Genomic DNA, 18455 nt, shown 5'->3' with positions numbered 1-18455 from the left:
TTCTATAAAAACCATCTACTACATGTAGTTTAAAAATCTTCAAAGCTATACCACCAAATATGCTTATATCTTAAGTAATTAAATTAAGGATGATATTCGCATATGCAATTGTGCCAAGTAAGAGTTATGCAATTTCCTCATATATATATTATACAACTTTCTCCTTGATTACCTGAAGAAATTTTATAATTATATTCTCAAATGTCCATATAACATATTCCTTCCTCATAAGTATGGGACTAATGAATCTCATAATTTTACTTTAGTCATATTGAAAAAACAAACTATCCATCTCACTCGTCCTTCTGTTTATTTTTATCATATGCTTTAATTACTTTATTTTTAATTTTATGAAAACAAAGATGTTTCACGTGAAACATTAATATAAGGGTTATATATAGGGTTTTCATAGTATAACTTAATTTATACATGGATAAATATGCGATGCTTCTGGGCATTTTGTACTTGTATAAGTTAAAGTCTATACTAAAATCCCTATAGTATTCTCAAAGGTTAAAAAAGTAAATGTTTCATGTGAAACATCTACTTTTTAAGGAATTCTATTATTCTTTCTAAATCCTCATCACTATAGTATTCGATCTCAATTTTCCCTTTTTTCTTTCCATTAACAATATTCACCTTCGTTCCAAGTACTTCCTTTAAACTTTCTTCAAGATATGTTATATCGCTGTCCTTTTCTTTTTTTATAAAGCTTTTTTTTCTTGCCAAATCTTTGTCAAGGAGTTTAGAAACAAGTTTTTCTGTTTCTCTTACAGTTAATGTCTCTGATATGATTTTTGAGGCTATTTCCCTTTGAAGATTAATATTTTCTATCCTCAAAAGGGTTCTTCCGTGTCCTCCAGAAATTTTTCCCTCAACTATCATTTCTTTTACCTCATCATCTAGGTTTAATAGCCTTAGAGTATTGGCAATATATGGCCTACTTTTTCCTACAGTTTTGCCAATTTTATCTTGGGTCATACTGAATTCTTCATTTAGACGCTTATATGCTAGGGCCTCTTCAATCTCATTTAAATCTTCTCTTTGTAGATTCTCAATTAAAGATAATTCCATTAACTTTTCATCATCTAATTCCTTTATTATGCAGGGAATTTCTTTTAAATCCTTGTTTTTAGCAGCTCTCCATCTTCTTTCACCTGCCACAATTTCATATCCCTTTTCAAGCTTTCTTACAATAATAGGCTGAATTATACCATGACTGATTATTGATTCTTCTAAAGCCTTTATCTTTTCTTTATCAAAATGCTTTCTAGGCTGATTTATATTAGGCTTAATATCATCTACTTTCAATATTTTAATGGATTCCCCGGAATTCTTTTCATTGTTTAGAATACTTTCTTCAAAACTTTGAGGAATAAGGGCATTTAAACCCTTTCCGAGTCCCCTTTTAGCTTTTGCCAATTAAATCACATCCTCTTCTAATTCTAAAAACTCATCAGCAAGCTCACTATAGGCTTCTGCTCCCTTTGACTTTGGATCATATTCTATAACCGGCATACCATGGCTAGGTGCTTCCGCTAATCTTACGTTTCTGGGTATAATTGTTCTATATACCTTTCCTCTAAAATACTTTTTCACTTCATCAACAACTTGAATAGAAAGGTTAGTTCTGCCATCGAACATACTTAAAACTACTCCTTGAATTTCAAGTGAGGGATTAAGGTTCTGTCTAACTAATTGTATTGTATTCATAAGTTGGCTTACCCCTTCTAATGCATAATACTCACATTGAATAGGTATTATGACACTATCAACTCCCGTCAAGGAATTAATTGTTAAAAGCCCTAAGGATGGAGGACAATCTACAAAAATATAATCATAGCCATCCCTTATCTCTTCTATCATATCCTTAAATTTATATTCTCTTCCAGATAAATTTGTAAGTTCAATCTCTGCTCCAGCTAATTGTACATTTGAAGGGATGATATCAATATTTTTGTAATCCGTACTAATAATACACTTTTTTATATCCTCATCCCCCATTAAAGCATCATAAATATTGCATTCTGTGCCATCTTTATCTATACCAAATCCACTGGTTGTATTACCTTGAGGGTCTATATCTATTATAAGTACCTTTTTCCCCTTTAAAGCAATACAAGCACTTAAATTGACATTAGTCGTTGTTTTACCAACTCCACCTTTCTGATTGAACAAGGCTATTACTTTTCCCACTTTATATCACTCCCCCTTTTAGGGTTATGAAAAGATTAAGATTCTGACATTACTTTACTTTTAACCGTTCTTCCAAATTTTTATAGAGATTCTATTTAAAGCTTTAATTTATACATCTCAAAATATCCGATGTTTTTAGGGATTTTTGATGTGTATAAATTAATTGTTTAACTGGAATATCTATAATATAGGGTTTTCATAGTATAACTTAACCTATACATGGACAAATATGCGATGGTTCTGGGCATCTGAGACTTGTGTAAGTTAAAGTCTATACTAAAATCCCTATAGAAATTTACCATAGTAATATCAAAATTTATGTTTTGAATAACCCTTTATTCTATAGAAATCTAATGAAACTATTATATTCTAATTATATATTTTCTTTTCTTTATAAGTTATTCCTTCTTTAAATTTATATATTTTTTAAAAATTTAAACAACTGAGCAAATTTTATAATTGCTTTCTATAAAAAACCATCTGCCTATGTAATTTTAATATCCCAATAGATATACCATCAAATATGTTTATATCTTAAGTGATCAAATTAAGGATGATATTCATATATACAACTTTGCCACGTATAGGATTATATAATTTATTCAACTGTACTATTTTCATTTTAAAATTATACATATTTTTGTTTTTTGCTAATAAGAATAAATATTAGGGCCTATGTCTACAGGAGGAAATTTAATGTGGAAAATTATTTTTACTTCTTTTTGGATGGTTTTTATCGCTGAATTAGGAGATAAGACTCAACTCCAAACAATGTTATTGGCAACACAAACAAAATCTATTTGGGGAGTCTTTATAGGTGCATCCTTAGCACTTGTACTCAGTGCATTATTAGGTGTACTAGCAAGTACATATATAATCAAATTAATACCCCGAGTTTATCTTCAAACCGCAGCAGGCAGCGCCTTCATCATTATTGGTATATTGACTTTATTAGGAAAGGTGTAAAAACAAAACCATCTTGAGATGCTTTTGTAGTTCTAAGTTCAAATATTTAACCTATTCTATCAAGTTCCTTATCTCTTGGCAATGTAATAAAAAAATCGTAGCCATAGCTACGATCCATTTATTTCTTTTTAGGTATTTTTACAACAACTTCTATATAATCACCCTTGTCAGCTTGACTATATTTAGCATCTAAACCCGTATCCCTTATGGCATTGTATGCATTTTTCAAAGTGTTTAAGTAAATTCTAAAGTTTAATGAACTCTTTATGGATTGTCTTCTTTCCGGTTCATCGGGCTTTGTAAGCTCCTCAAGGGTATCCTTTATCAGACTCTCAGTTCTTTTAACATTTAATCCCTTTTTAATGACTATTTCTAATATTTCTTTTTGTATTTCTTCATCGGGCAACTTTAATAAAGCTCTTCCGTGTCTTTCCGTCAATTTGTGTTGGATTAGTAATATCTTTATATCATCAGGTAACTTAAGCACCCTTAACTTATTCGCTATGGTGGATTGATTCTTTCCTACCTTTTCAGCTAGCTCCTGCTGTGTAAATCCATGCTCACTTATTAACCTATGATAACCCTGTGCTTCTTCAATAAAATTTAAATCCTCTCTCTGCAAATTCTCAATCAAGGCAACAACAGCAGAATCATCGTCACTCATTTCAATAATTATAGCAGGTATTGAATCTAGTCCAGCCAGTTTTGAGGCCCTCAACCTTCTTTCACCAGCCACCAGTTCAAAGGTATCTTCTTTTATCTGTCTTACACTAATAGGCTGAATAATACCATATGCCTTTATTGAAGATGAAAGTTCCTCTAGACTTTCATCGGTAAAAGTCTTTCTTGGTTGAAAAGGATTTGGCTTAATATCATCAACAGATAAATATGTAACTTTATTTTTCAAACTCACATTTTCCATTGTACACGTCCCCTTATATTAATACTCCTTAACCTAAATATTCGTCATAAATATGCTACTTCCTTCTTATTTTTTTAATCCTAAAAAAATTTCCAAGTAGTATTTGCTTTAAACTATAGGCTTTTTAGTAGGAGTACCAGCTTTTCTAGGATATTTTTTAGGAGTTTCCTTAACCTTCTTTATAACTACTAAGGTATGCTCTATTTCAGTAAAGGGCAGCTTAGCATCCAAGGTATCTATTATCTCTCCGCCTAAAATACTAACAGCTTTCTCTGACTTTGAAACTTCTTCATAGGCTTTTGGACCTTTTTGTGCAATAAAATATCCATTAAGCTTTACAAAGGGAAGGCAATACTCACTTAGTACACTTAAATCAGCCACAGCTCTCGCCACTGCCACATCATATTTTCCTCTATATTCTGGATTCATTCCATAATCTTCGGCCCTACCATGCAGTAGTTCCACATTTTTAAGGCCGGCTTCTTTGCAAACAGTATTTAGATACTTGATTCTCTTATTCAAAGAATCTAGCAAAGTAAGCTTTATATCTTCATAATATATCTTTAAAGGAATCCCAGGGAAACCAGCCCCTGTACCTACATCTATTATCTTTGAATCCTGTTTAATAACACCGGTCATGAGACAGGTTAAAGAATCTAAAAAATGCTTAATCATAACCTCATTTTCTTCAGTAATACCTGTAAGATTAATTTTTTTATTCCATTCTATTAATAGCTCCTTATATATACCAAACTTTTCAATCATTCTATTATCTATATCTAGGGCTATCTCTTTACCACCTTGCTTCAATATATCCTTACTATTCATTTATTATCCCTTCCTTCTCCTTTGCTGCTCTAAATAGACTAGCAATACGGAAATATCTGCGGGAGAAACCCCTGATATCCTTGAGGCTTGGCCTACGGAAAGCGGTTTTATTTCATTAAGCTTTTGCCGTGCCTCTAATCTTAACCCCTCAATTTTTAAATAATCCACATTTGGTGATAATTTTTTGCTTTCAAGCTTCTTAAATTGATCCACCTGCTTTAACTGCTTACTTATATATCCTGCATACTTTATTTGAATATTACACTGTCTTTCCACATCTCTTCTTATATCCGGTCTAGTCCTATCAATATCCTTTAACATATCATAATCAATTTCTGGTCTCTTTATAAGATCGTATAAGGACATACTATTCTTTATTTGTGAACTATTATTTTTTTCTAAAAAAGCATTAATTTCATTTGGTTTTATATATGTATTCTTTAATCTCTCCATTTCCATTTCAAGCTGAGCTTTTCTATTAAGATATTTCTTATATCTATCTTCCCTTACCAATCCTATACTATACCCCTTCTCAGTTAGCCTAAGGTCAGCATTGTCTTGTCTTAGAATTAGTCTGTATTCCGCTCTAGAAGTCATCATCCTATAGGGTTCATTGGTTCCCTTTGTAACTAGGTCATCAATTAAAACACCTATATAGGCCTCAGACCTATCTAATATAAAGGCTTCTTCTCCTTTAATCTTTAATACAGCATTTATTCCAGCCATAAGACCTTGTGCAGCAGCTTCTTCATAGCCTGAAGATCCATTAAATTGCCCAGCTGAAAAAAGATTTTCTATCTCTTTAAATTCAAGGGATAATTTTAGTTCCGTGGGATCTATACAATCATATTCTATTGCATAGGCAGGTCTCATTATTTTGATATCCTTAAGTCCAGGTATGGTACTTAAAAAAGCTATCTGGACATCCTCAGGTAAACTTGTTGACATCCCCTGTACATACATTTCATTTGTATTTAATCCTTCTGGTTCTATAAATAACTGATGTCTATTCTTATCGGCAAATCTAACTATCTTATCTTCTATTGATGGACAGTATCTTGGTCCTGTTCCTTCAATCTTTCCACTATACATAGCAGATCTATGTATATTTTTATATATGATTCTATGGGTCTCACCATTTGTATATGTAAGCCAACAGGATACTTGGTCCATTTCAAGCTCATCATTCATGAATGAAAAGGGCACGATTTCCTTATCCCCTGGCTGCTCTTCCATCTGGCTGAAATCAAGGTTTTTTCTATCAACTCTTGCGGGTGTACCCGTTTTAAATCTTCTAAGCTTTATATCACATTTTTCTAGGCTTTCAGTAAGCTCCAATGATGGTGCCAACCCATTAGGTCCACTTTGAAAGCTGGATTGACCAATAAAAATTTTTCCTCCTAAATATGTTCCAGTAGCCAATATTACAACCTTACTATAATATATAGAACCAGCCCTTAAGACTACTCCCTTGGCCTTATTATCCTCAGTTAATATTTCTACAACTTCCCCCTGCTTTATATCTAAATTGATCTCATTTTCCAAGACCCTTTTCATTTCAGTATGATATAAATGCTTGTCAGCTTGAGCCCTTAAGGAATGTACTGCAGGCCCCTTAGCTGTGTTTAACATTCTACTTTGAATAAAAGCTTTATCGATATTTAATCCCATCTCTCCACCCAAGGCATCGATCTCCCTCACAAGATGTCCCTTTCCCGTACCTCCTATGGATGGATTACAAGGCATCATAGCGATAGAATCAAGGTTAATAGATAATAATAAAGTCCTTTGTCCCATTCTTGCAGGAGCTAATGCAGCTTCACATCCAGCATGTCCAGCTCCAACTACTATGACATCATATGTACCTGCTTCAAATCTTTCAGTCATAATTTTAACCTCCATGAATTTTGAAAAAATAATTCTATAGGGATTTTAGTATAGACTTTAACTTATACAAGTCCAAAATGCCCAGAAGCATCGCATATTTGTCCATGTATAAATTAAGTTATACTATGAAAACCCTATATAGATATTCCAGTTAAACAGTTAATTTATACACATCAAAAATCCCTAGAATCATCGGATATTTTGAGATGCATAAATTAAGTTTAACTTTGGGAAATCTATATATATGTTCGGTAATAAAACCTAATAAACGAAAGTAGACTCTGAGGTTTCCTTTTAGCTCCCTTTACAAACCAGTTTTGTCCTCTTTCTATTCAGATGAAAAACTAGTTTGTAGGAGGAGCGTAAAAGGATTTTCAGTGGCTACTTGAGTAGACTACACTTTATAACCGAACATACACATTTCTTTAAATTTTAAATAATGATTATCACTACTTTCCTAAACAGAAATTAGCAAATATTTTATCAATGATATTGTCATCAACAGTATCTCCAGTTATCTCACCTAAAGCATCGTAGCAATCCTTAATATCAACTTCAATCAAATCATAGGGAAGACTTTGCTGAGTAGCATCTATACCTTCTTCTATACTCTTTAAAGCTCTTTCAAGGGAATTTTTATGTCTAACATTTGTAACAAATGAAGTATCTTTTGCCTTAACATATCCCCCATAAACCATATTTACGATCTCTTCTTCAATATCATTTAAGCCCTTTTCTTCTAAAATAGAAACTCTTATAATCCTGTTATTGGGTAGTAATTCCTTAAGCTGGACTTCTTCAATCCTTTGAGGCAAATCTGTTTTATTGAGAAGAATTATTGCTTTTCTATCTTTTATATGCCCAATTATTTCCTCATCTTCCTTAGTTAATTCATCGGATGCATCTAATACCAATATTATAAGATCAGCTTTATTAAAAAATTCCTTACTTCTCTCTACCCCAATTTTTTCTACTAAATCCTCAGTATCCCTTATACCTGCTGTATCAACAATTTTTAAAGGTATACCCCTTACACTAAGGTTTTCCTCTATGACATCCCTTGTTGTTCCCGGTATATCCGTAACAATAGCCCTAGATTCTCTTAAAAGAGCATTCAATAATGAAGATTTACCTACGTTCGGCTTGCCAATAATTACAGTATTCAATCCCTCTCTGATAATCTTTCCAGTCTCTGAAGTACTAAGAAGCTCCTTAATTTTACCGTCAACGGCTTCCATATTTGATAATAATTCAGGATAGGTTATTTCTTCAATATCCTCTTCTGTATAATCTATACTTACATGTAAATGGGCCAAAGTCTCTAAAATAATACTTCTTACTTCTTTAACCTTCGTTGATATACTTCCTTCAAGCTGACTTAAAGCAACGTCAAAGCCCTTATCAGTTTTAGCACTTATCAAATCCATTACGGCCTCCGCTTGGGCCAAATCTATTCTTCCATTTAAAAAGGCTCTTTTAGTAAACTCTCCAGCCTCGGCCATTCTCACGCCGCTTCTCAATATAAGCTCTAGTATATTCCTTGTAGGTACTATTCCTCCATGACAATTTATCTCAACAATATCTTCCTTTGTATATGTATATGGAGCCTTCATATACACCGCCAATACCTCATCTAAAACCTTATTATTTTGTGCATCCACTATATGACCGTATACCATTCTTCTTTGTGGAAATTCCTTTATACTGACTCCCTTTTTTGACTTGAAAATAGTATCTAGAACATCCACAGCCTCTGGTCCACTTATTCTGATTATGCTTATTCCTGCTTCACCGGGTGCTGTAGCAATGGCAGTAATAGTATCATCTATCATAAAATCACCTCATTTAACTAGTAACTCTTTATTATTATTCCAATTTTAACATAAAACATTAAAATCTCAAGGACTTAATGAATATTTCTAACTACATTAACAAAGGGGGTGTCTCAGAATGACGAATTTCTTCGTTATTTAAAATTTCATGGATTTGGCAAGTACGTAAATACTAGCTCAATCCGTGAAATTTCAAAACCTCGAACTTCATTCATTCTGAAACACCCCGGGACTGAATTAAAGGGATTGCCTTTTAAGACAGCCCCTTTAGATACAGTTCAGTGTCATTTACTTTAAAAATATAACAACTTTTCTGTTTGGTTCATCACCTTGACTTTTTGTTCCTATTGAAGGATTATTTTGAAGTGCCGAATGAATAATTCTTCTTTCATAGGGGTTCATTGGATCAAGGGTTATACTCTTCTTATATTTCTTAACTTTATAGGCTAGCTTGTTCGCTAATTTAATTAATGTTTGTTCTCTCTTAGCCCTATAATTTTCAGTATCTAATATTACTCTAACATAGTCTGAATCTCCGCTATTAACTACTAAACTCACGAGATACTGTAAAGAATCAAGGGTTTGTCCTCTTCTACCAATTAATATAGCCGAATCTTTTCCCATTATGTCTATGTGTAGACTATTATTTGTTAATTTTGTTTTAAAAACCGCAGGAATCTTCATAGAATCCAGAACTTTTTCTAAAAATTGAGTTGCTTTCTCTATAGGATCATCCTTAACAATTACTTTCACCTTAGCAAGCTTATTTCCAAATAAACCAAATAAACCCTTGCTAGGTTCTTCTAAAACCTCAACCTCAACTTTGTCTCTTGTTGTATTTAGCTCTCTTAAAGCACTACTTATTGCTTCAGCAATAGTCTTATCCGTCTTTTCAACAAACTTCATACTATTTTTACTCCTCCTTAAGCACATCGCCCCTAGGTAATAAAAGCTGTTGAGCCATTTGGAATATATTACTTATAACCCAATACAAAGTTAAACCTGCTGGGAAACTTTTACCCCACCACAAAATCATTAATGGCATAAGTAAATTCATAGTTTTCATAGCCTGCGGCTGATCTGCTTTATTACCAGTATTCATAGTATTCATTGAAAAATAAGTAGTAGCAGCAGCTATAATAGGTAATATTCCTGGCACTGCAACACTGCCAATCATAAATATATCTGGATCAACTAAATTCTGTAACCATAAAAATGGCGCACTGGTCGCAGTAGCAGCAAGGGCTGCATCACTTTTAAAAACATAAACAAGTGGATCTCTAAGGGCACCAAACAAACCAAATAAAATAGGCATTTGTACAAGTAATGGCAAACATCCACCTAAAGGGTTTATCTTATGTTCTTTATAGAGTTCCATCATTTTTATATTTAAAGTTTCTTTATCATTTTTATACTTATCCTGTAACTTCTTTAATTCTGGTTGAATTTTTTGCATATTCTTAGTTTGTTTTAATTGATTCAATGTAAGAGGTAATAACAATACCTTAACAATTACTGTAAATAATATTATAGCCACAGCATAGTTATTAACTATATTATAGATCAAATATAACAATGAACCTAACATCTTTCCAATTGCAGTCAACACTTTACCTCCTATCGGTTCCATAATAGATTTTTCTTCATAATAGTTTTTTAAAATTATATCATTTTAAAGGGTCATATCCTCCTGGATGAAAGGGGTGACACTTTAATATTCTAATCAAACTTAATTTCAATCCCTTTAAAGCTCCATATTTATTAAAGGCATCCAGTGCATATTGTGAACAAGTAGGATAAAACCTACAACTCGGCTTTTTAAGGGGAGATATATATTTCCTATATCCGATTATCAAAGCTATAAATATTTTTTTCACAAGGTCACCTTTTTTCTACAATAAATATATTGATATTTCATATCATCTAGCATTTTTATTTTGATGGGATTATACTTCTTGAAGTGACTCAATTCTATTCAATAAATTAATTTAACTGTGTATTTTTGGGAATATTTCTATATCTGGGAGTTGGTTATTATTAACTGATATGAATTTTTGATTTTCTAATTACTCTTTTTAAAGACTTCTCAACATCATGGTAGCCTGCATCCTTTATAGCTACCCTCGCAATAAAAACAATGTCGTATCCACTTTTTATATTACTGCTATTATTTCTAAAGCTTTCCTTAATAAGTCTTCTAGATCTATTTCTGACTACACTATTTCCAACTTTTTTGCTAGCAGTAAAGCCAACTCTCGTTATATTTTTATCATTCCTTACAAAATAAATCACAAGATATTTATCAGGGATGGACTTTCCTTTTTTGTAGACGTTTTTGAAATCTATATTCTTTTTTAGTCTTTCTATTTCTGACATTAGGATTCCTCCATAAACCTCCTTAATTACAGAAAAAGGCCACTACAAGCGGCCTTAAGCAGTCAATCTCTTTCTACCTTTTCTTCTACGTCTGCTAAGTACATTTCTACCAGACTTACTTTTCATTCTTTTTCTAAAACCATGTTCTCTTTTTCTTTGCCTCTTCTTAGGCTGATAGGTCATTTTCAATTTCAACACCTCCTTCGAAACTTGCACATGTATTTATCTAAATAGTTAAATTCGAATTGTAAAGTCCGCTAAATAATTATACCGTTATAAGTAATATGTGTCAAGGAATTTATTCGATTTCAACATATTATTCTAGTATATCTCTCAACCTATTATATATATCAAAAAATCATAGTAATATCACCCTTAGACCTATCCAAAAAATAAAAAAATCATCTTAATCATCCTATTGATTCTTTCCATAATTATTTAGTCATTCACATACAGTGAGTATGATCCCCATTGAATACCTCAAAAATAATCAAAGATTACTTGTAAAACTGGCTCGTTTATTTTTTTATATCCCCTATTGTGGAAAAAACATACACAATTTTATTTTGTTGTGGATATTTTTTCATTTTCATTGAACAAAATTTATTTATTTGATATCATTAGATATAAATTGTTGATAAGTGGATAATTATTAAAAAGATTGTTAGTTATACACATTTTGTGGATAAACTTGTGTATAACATTAACTTTATTAACAAAAATCTCTTCAAGGCATTATTTCTTCTTGTTAATTAATTATAATTAACACTGTAGATAATGTTAATTATACATGTATTTTTTTCTCTTAAATATTTTTTCCACAAACATACTAACTAAACTTGTTAATTATTTTATAAACAAATTTTTTTAACTATAGCCTACATTATTAACATTTTTTGTGGATTTATTGTGGATTTTTATATAAAAACATATTTTTTATAGGGTTTTCATAGTATAACTTAACTTAGACATGGACAAATATGCGATGATTCTGGAAATTTTGGACTTGTATAAGTTAAAATCTATACTAAAATCCCTATGGCTTTAATATTTATTTAAAATTTAGTCTAAAAATTAGGAGGATATAGTATGAGTTTTAATGTTCATGAAATATGGGATGAAACTTTAAAACTAATAAAAACTGAACTCACTGAAGTTAGCTACAACACATGGTTAAAATCCTTAGAACCCATATCAATTAAAGGTAAAACTATTATATTAGGTGTTCCCAACGATTTTAATAAAGGAATTCTCGAAACCCGATACATGACTCTAATAACCAATGCAATAAAACAAATAACATCCCAAGATTTTAAAATAGAGTTTGTAATCCCTGGAAGCGATGATTTTAATAAGCTAACTAAAAACAATGATATTAAGGAAAATAACTTTTTTGAAGCACCTAATTTGAATCCCAAATATGTATTTGACACATTTGTAATAGGAAATAGTAATAGGTTTGCCCATGCAGCTTCTCTAGCAGTGGCCGAAACTCCCGCTAAAGCATATAATCCATTATTTATATATGGAGGCGTTGGATTAGGTAAAACCCATCTAATGCATGCAATAGGACACTATACCTTAAGTCAAAATCCAAATACAAAGGTAGTTTATGTTTCATCGGAAAAATTCACCAACGAATTAATTAACTCAATAAAAGATGACAAAAATGAGGAATTTAGAAATAAATATAGAACAGTAGACGTTCTACTTATTGACGATATACAATTTATTGCTGGTAAAGAAAGAACCCAGGAAGAGTTCTTCCATACCTTTAATGCCCTATATGAAGCTAATAAACAGCTAATCATATCAAGTGATAGACCTCCAAAGGAAATACCTACACTTGAAGATCGACTAAGGTCTAGATTTGAATGGGGCCTCATTACAGATATCCAACCACCTGATTTTGAGACAAGAATAGCTATACTTAGAAAAAAGGCTGAACTAGAAAATATAGATATTGATAATGAAGTTCTCCATTTTATAGCAAAAAAAATAAAATCCAATATCAGAGAGCTAGAGGGAGCGCTTATAAGAATATCTGCGTATTCTTCCTTGACCAACAAGGAAGTATCCATTGACCTAGCTAACGAAGCTCTTAAGGACATAATTTCATCTTCAAAGCCTAGACAGATTACTGTGTCATATATTAAAGAAGTTATTGCACAACAGTTTAATGTAAAGGTAGAAGATTTAGACTCAAAAAGAAGGACAAGGTCTATAACTTATCCAAGACAAATAGCCATGTATCTGACTAGGGAGCTTACGGATTTATCCCTACCTAAAATAGGTGAAGAGTTTGGTGGTCGTGATCATACAACAGTAATTCATGCCTATGACAAAATAACTAAGGATATGAACTCAAATAGTGACTTTAAAGATAGAATAGATAAAATTATAAATGAATTTCAAGGGGAATAAAATGATATCAGTTATGTAATTGAGGAATTTGCATAACTCTTACTTAGTACATTTTACTTAATTCACAGTTTCTTGTTAAAAAAAGCTGTATAAGTTGTTGATAACTTTTGAAATATATGATATAAATTTTTCTGTGGATATTTACATTTTTATGTCTGTTTTATCAACAAACTTCTTAACAGCTCTATTCTATGGGATATCTTTGATAAAGGGGCTTATCCACAAACTAACAGCCCCTACTACTATTACTAACTATTTTAACTATATTTATATTATTCCTCGCCAAAGGAGGTTTTCCACAAATGAAAATAAAATGTTCACAAAAACAACTGTCTTTAGCAGTTAATATTGTCCAAAAAGCTGTATCTACAAAAACAACTTTACCTATACTAAAGGGTATTTTTTTAGAAGCAAAGGATAATACTCTAAAACTAGTAGGTAATGATTTAGACATAGGAATAGAAAATTGTATAGAAACCCAGGTATTCAGAGAAGGTTCTATAGTAATATCCTCCAGATTATTTGGGGATATCATAAGAAAGCTTCCCGATGCAGATGTAGAAATTGAAGTCGATGAACAAAATAATGTTTTTATAAGATGTGAAAATTCAGATTTTAAATTAGTTGGACAGCCAGCTATAGAGTTTCCAGAATTACCATATGTAGAGGAAGAAAATACATATGTAATAGGTCAAGACTTATTAAAAAATATGATTAGGCAAACTATATTTGCCACATCCCAGGATGAGACAAGGCCTATACTAACAGGTGCTTTAATCGAAATTGAAAATAAAGATATATTAATGGTGGCAATAGATGGATATAGACTGGCACTTAGAAAAGCATATCTGAATGCCGACATCCAAAATAAAGCAGTTATTCCAAGTAAAACCTTAAACGAAATAAATAGAATACTGGGAAATGAATCCGAAGGAAATGTATATATATCCTTTACAGACAAACATATATTATTTACCATTGATAAAACAAGAATTATTTCAAGATTACTTGAAGGTGAATTTATAAATTATGATCAAATAATACCTAAAGAGTATAAATCAAAGGTTAAAGTAAATACTAGAAACCTTTTAGATAGTATAGAAAGAGCATCATTACTTGCTAAAGAAGGTAAAAACAATGCAATTAAATTTTCTATCAAGGACGAAATAATGAGTGTTAGCTCCAATGTAGAAATTGGAAGCGTTAATGAAGAGGTTAATATTGAGTTGGAAGGTGAAGATATAGATATAGGTTTTAATTCAAAATATCTTTTAGAGGCATTAAAGGTTATAGATAGTGAGGATATATACTTAGAATTTACTACAGGTGTAAGCCCCTGTGTTATGAAGCCAACGGATAATGAAAACTATATCTACTTAGTTCTACCCGTTAGATTATCAAAGTAAGACATCAAATATTTAGAAAAGTCCTCTCAATAAAGGAGGACTTAAATTATGTTGCTTCAAAATACCTAATTACAAAAACTAGTATTTGATGTAAAATAAATAATGATGAAATGGTAAAAATTAAATATGACAAGAAATTTGATTTCATTACAAAAAAAATATTTCACATCAATGAATTTCAATTATTATATATATTGAGGAGGTATAGCTTTGAAGGAAATTCTGATTGAAACAGAATATATAAGAATAGATCAACTTCTAAAATTTTCCAATATAGTAGGGTCTGGTGGAGAAGCAAAAATATTGATTAAAGAAGGATTAGTGAAAGTCAATGGAGAAATTGTCACTCAAAGAGGCAAGAAAATAAGAAACGATGATGTTGTAGAGTTTGAAGATATTAAATTTAAAGTAATAAATAAATTATAGAGAGTTTCAAGTAAATCTCTATAAGATAAAATAATAATTCAGTTTTTTAAGCCGAGGTGCTATAATTGTTTATTAGCAAATTAAAGTTACTTAACTTTAGAAACTATAGTAGCTTAGAGATAATGCTCCATGATAAACTTAATATTTTCATTGGCAACAATGCCCAGGGTAAAACCAATATAATTGAATCCATATATTTAGCTAGCTTTGGAAAATCCTTTAGAACAAATAAGGATAAGGAGCTTATAAAAATAAATAATAACAGGGCATATGTAAAGGTCCAAGGTCATAAGAGATATGGCGAAATATCCATAGAGCTGAGATTGTGGGATAACAAAAATAAAGAGATAAAGACCAATGGAATAAGTTTAACTAAACTCTCTGAATTACTGGGAAATATTAATGTCGTTATATTTTCTCCAGAGGATTTAAAGCTCATAAAAGGAGGGCCCTCTGAAAGAAGAAGGTTTATTGATAGAGAGATTTCCCATATAAACAAAAAGTATTATTATAATATAATGTCCTATAATAAAGTTTTACTCCAACGGAACAATCTTTTAAAGAATGCAGCATATAATAGAAATTTATTAAAAACTATGGATATCTGGAACGATAAACTAGTAGAACATGGAACAGAAGTTATCTTAAAAAGAATTGAATTTATCCATAGGCTCAATGCTTTAAGTAGATTGATGCATAGAAAAATTACAGATGGTAAAGAAAATTTGGAAGTAAAGTATTTAAGCAACATAAAGGTGGATAGCAAATATACATCGGAAGAAGTCTATAAAAATTTCAAGGAAAAATTAGAGAAAAAATTAGAAAACGATATAAAAAGAGGCTTTACCACTGTTGGCCCCCATAAGGATGATTTAGGTATTTATATTAATGATAATGATATAAGAATATTTGGATCCCAGGGACAGCAAAGAACTGCTGCATTATCGCTTAAGTTATCGGAAATAGAAATAATAAAAGCTGAAATCGGAGAATATCCTATTCTTTTATTAGATGATGTTATGTCTGAATTAGATATTAATAGGCAAAAATTCTTAATAAAGAGTCTAAAGAATGTACAAACCTTTATTACTATTACCGAAATACCAGAATTGATGATTCCTATTGTCAAAGATGGAAGTATTTTTCAAATTTCAAATGGTAATATCATGAAAGAATCTTCATTATAATTAAAGCAACTTCATAATTATAAAAAACATATATTTTACAAATCAAAATATAAATATTTTTAGTGTCATATATAGTCAGGAGGGAAACAAATGGCTGAAAAAATTAATGGGGAATACACAGCCGAACAGATTCAAGTTCTTGAAGGTCTAGAAGCTGTAAGAAAAAGACCGGGAATGTATATCGGTACAACTGGGCCTAGAGGTCTGCATCATTTAGTAGAAGAAATAGTTGATAATAGTGTTGACGAGGCTTTAGCCGGATATTGTAAAAATATCAAAATTATCATAAATGAGGATAATTCAATAAGTGTGTCGGATGATGGTAGAGGTATGCCCGTTGACCTACATCCTAAAATGCATAAACCGGCTGTAGAAGTTATACATACTGTACTTCATGCTGGTGGAAAATTTGGTGGCGGAGGCTATAAGGTTTCCGGTGGACTTCACGGAGTTGGTGCATCTGTTGTAAATGCTTTATCAGAGTGGTTTGAAGTAGAAGTTAAGAGAGATGGAAAGATATATAAGCAAAGATATGAAAGAGGTAAAACCGTAACTAAGCTTGAGGTTGTAGGCAAGTCAGAGGAAACTGGAACTACAAGTATTTTCAAGCCCGATAAGGAAATATTTGAACAAACAGTATATGAGTTTAAAATTCTAGAACATAGACTTAGGGAACTTGCTTTTCTAAATAAAGGAATAAGAATAATTCTAGAAGATAAAAGAGAAAATCAAGAAAAAAAATCAGAGTTTTATTATGAGGGTGGAATCAAGGAATTTGTAAAACATCTAAATAAAAATAAAAATGAAATACACCCTAATGTAATATACAGTGAAGGCGAAAAGGATGGAACGGTTATAGAAATAGCCCTTCAATATACCGATGGATATTCAGAAAACATATTTACCTTTGCAAATAATATCAATACCCATGAGGGTGGAACCCATTTAAGTGGTTTTAAAAGTGCTTTAACAAGAGTAATAAATGATTATGCAAGGAAAAATGGTTTGCTAAAGGAAAAGGATAATAATTTTCAAGGTGAAGATATAAGGGAAGGTATTACTGCAATAATTTCTGTGAAATTGACTGAGCCACAGTTTGAAGGTCAGACTAAGACTAAGCTTGGGAATAGTGAAATAAGAAGTATTTCAGAGTCGATTTCTTCAGAAACCATAGGATTCTTTTTAGAAGAAAACCCTGCTGATGCTAAGATTATTATTGATAAATGTACAAGGGCCGCTAAGGCTAGAGAAGCAGCTAAAAAAGCAAGGGAGCTTACAAGAAGAAAAGGGGCTCTTGATAATTTAACTCTACCAGGAAAGCTTGCTGATTGCTCAGAAAAGGATCCTTCTAAATGCGAGGTATTCATTGTCGAGGGTGATTCTGCGGGAGGATCTGCTAAGCAAGGAAGAAATAGGAGCATTCAAGCTATTCTACCATTAAAGGGTAAAATAATGAATGTGGAAAAGGCGAACTTAGTTAAGATATTGAACTTTAATGAAATAAGGGCAATGATAACAGCCTTTGGATGTGGTATTGGTGATGAATTTGATGCAAGTAAATTAAGATATCATAAAATAGTTATCATGACCGATGCCGATGTAGATGGTGCCCATATTAGGACTCTACTTTTAACCTTCTTCTTCAGATATATGAGACCTCTCATAGAGGAGGGCTATGTATATATAGCTCAGCCTCCACTTTACAAGGTTAAGAAGGGTAGAGCTGAGCATTACGTTTATTCAGATAAAGAATTGGAAGACTTATTAACTGAAATAGGAAGAAAGGGAACAACCCTACAGAGATATAAGGGTCTTGGAGAAATGAACCCAGAACAGCTTTGGGATACAACTATGGATCCTGAAAAAAGAACTATAATTAAGGTAAACATTAATGATGCAATTTTAGCCGATGAAATATTTACAACATTAATGGGGGATAAGGTTGCACCACGTAGAGAGTTTATTGAATCTAACGCAAAATATGTAAGTATTTTAGATGTATAAA

General features: G+C 31.6%; 17 protein-coding genes. 6 read left to right on the top strand and 11 right to left on the bottom strand.

Annotated elements, in window-relative coordinates; genetic code table 11:
• Positions 1-543: 543 nt before the first annotated feature.
• The gene (locus tag N4A68_12800) at positions 544-1422 is read right to left on the bottom strand and encodes a ParB/RepB/Spo0J family partition protein (GenBank protein ID MCT4565175.1); all 879 of its coding nucleotides are present in this window, start codon (positions 1420-1422) and stop codon (positions 544-546) included.
• Positions 1423-2196, bottom strand: a complete 774-nt coding sequence (locus tag N4A68_12795) for an AAA family ATPase (GenBank protein ID MCT4565174.1) — start codon at positions 2194-2196, stop codon at positions 1423-1425.
• A 696-nt stretch (positions 2197-2892) separates the two neighbouring features.
• Here N4A68_12795 and N4A68_12790 point away from each other — a divergent pair.
• On the top strand, positions 2893-3162 hold the full coding sequence (locus tag N4A68_12790; GenBank protein ID MCT4565173.1) for a TMEM165/GDT1 family protein: 270 nt from the start codon (positions 2893-2895) through the stop codon (positions 3160-3162).
• Positions 3163-3280: 118 nt separating this feature from the next.
• On the opposite strand, the gene noc is transcribed toward N4A68_12790, so the two are convergent.
• The 9 genes from noc to rpmH form a co-directional block, all read right to left on the bottom strand.
• Positions 3281-4084 (bottom strand): nucleoid occlusion protein, encoded by an 804-nt coding sequence (gene noc, locus N4A68_12785; protein MCT4565172.1) that lies wholly within the window; start codon positions 4082-4084, stop codon positions 3281-3283.
• A 108-nt stretch (positions 4085-4192) separates the two neighbouring features.
• On the bottom strand, positions 4193-4912 hold the full coding sequence (rsmG, locus tag N4A68_12780) for a 16S rRNA (guanine(527)-N(7))-methyltransferase RsmG (GenBank protein ID MCT4565171.1): 720 nt from the start codon (positions 4910-4912) through the stop codon (positions 4193-4195).
• 3 nt (positions 4913-4915) lie between these two features.
• A complete protein-coding gene (mnmG, locus tag N4A68_12775; protein ID MCT4565170.1) occupies positions 4916-6799 on the bottom strand; it encodes a tRNA uridine-5-carboxymethylaminomethyl(34) synthesis enzyme MnmG in 1884 nt (627 codons plus the stop codon).
• A gap of 449 nt (positions 6800-7248) precedes the next feature.
• Positions 7249-8631, bottom strand: coding sequence for a tRNA uridine-5-carboxymethylaminomethyl(34) synthesis GTPase MnmE (gene mnmE / locus N4A68_12770; GenBank protein ID MCT4565169.1), 1383 nt, complete (start codon positions 8629-8631; stop codon positions 7249-7251).
• A 288-nt stretch (positions 8632-8919) separates the two neighbouring features.
• Complete coding sequence (locus N4A68_12765) at positions 8920-9537, bottom strand: protein jag (protein MCT4565168.1); 618 nt, start codon at positions 9535-9537, stop codon at positions 8920-8922.
• 7 nt (positions 9538-9544) lie between these two features.
• A complete protein-coding gene (locus N4A68_12760) occupies positions 9545-10237 on the bottom strand; it encodes a YidC/Oxa1 family membrane protein insertase (protein ID MCT4565167.1) in 693 nt (230 codons plus the stop codon).
• Between the two features lie 61 nt (positions 10238-10298).
• Complete coding sequence (yidD, locus tag N4A68_12755; GenBank protein MCT4565166.1) at positions 10299-10508, bottom strand: membrane protein insertion efficiency factor YidD; 210 nt, start codon at positions 10506-10508, stop codon at positions 10299-10301.
• Between the two features lie 160 nt (positions 10509-10668).
• Positions 10669-11007, bottom strand: coding sequence for a ribonuclease P protein component (gene rnpA, locus N4A68_12750; protein MCT4565165.1), 339 nt, complete (start codon positions 11005-11007; stop codon positions 10669-10671).
• Between the two features lie 54 nt (positions 11008-11061).
• Positions 11062-11196 (bottom strand): 50S ribosomal protein L34, encoded by a 135-nt coding sequence (rpmH, locus tag N4A68_12745; GenBank protein MCT4565164.1) that lies wholly within the window; start codon positions 11194-11196, stop codon positions 11062-11064.
• A 900-nt stretch (positions 11197-12096) separates the two neighbouring features.
• Here rpmH and dnaA point away from each other — a divergent pair.
• From dnaA to gyrB, 5 genes are all read left to right on the top strand, one after another.
• Entirely contained in the window at positions 12097-13431 is a 1335-nt protein-coding gene (gene dnaA, locus N4A68_12740) for a chromosomal replication initiator protein DnaA (GenBank protein ID MCT4565163.1), read from the top strand.
• A 302-nt stretch (positions 13432-13733) separates the two neighbouring features.
• Positions 13734-14837 carry a DNA polymerase III subunit beta gene (gene dnaN, locus N4A68_12735; protein ID MCT4565162.1) on the top strand — a complete coding sequence of 368 codons (1104 nt, stop codon included), beginning with the start codon at positions 13734-13736 and terminating at the stop codon, positions 14835-14837.
• 210 nt (positions 14838-15047) lie between these two features.
• Positions 15048-15263, top strand: a complete 216-nt coding sequence (locus tag N4A68_12730) for an RNA-binding S4 domain-containing protein (GenBank protein MCT4565161.1) — start codon at positions 15048-15050, stop codon at positions 15261-15263.
• A gap of 65 nt (positions 15264-15328) precedes the next feature.
• Complete coding sequence (gene recF / locus N4A68_12725) at positions 15329-16450, top strand: DNA replication/repair protein RecF (protein ID MCT4565160.1); 1122 nt, start codon at positions 15329-15331, stop codon at positions 16448-16450.
• Positions 16451-16540: 90 nt separating this feature from the next.
• Positions 16541-18454 (top strand): DNA topoisomerase (ATP-hydrolyzing) subunit B, encoded by a 1914-nt coding sequence (gene gyrB / locus N4A68_12720; GenBank protein ID MCT4565159.1) that lies wholly within the window; start codon positions 16541-16543, stop codon positions 18452-18454.
• The last annotated feature ends 1 nt before the right edge of the window (position 18455 follow it).

Source organism: Maledivibacter sp., from assembly GCA_025210375.1.
Lineage (GTDB): Bacteria > Bacillota > Clostridia > Peptostreptococcales > Caminicellaceae > JAOASB01.
This window is presented reverse-complemented; position numbering and strand designations above follow the sequence as displayed.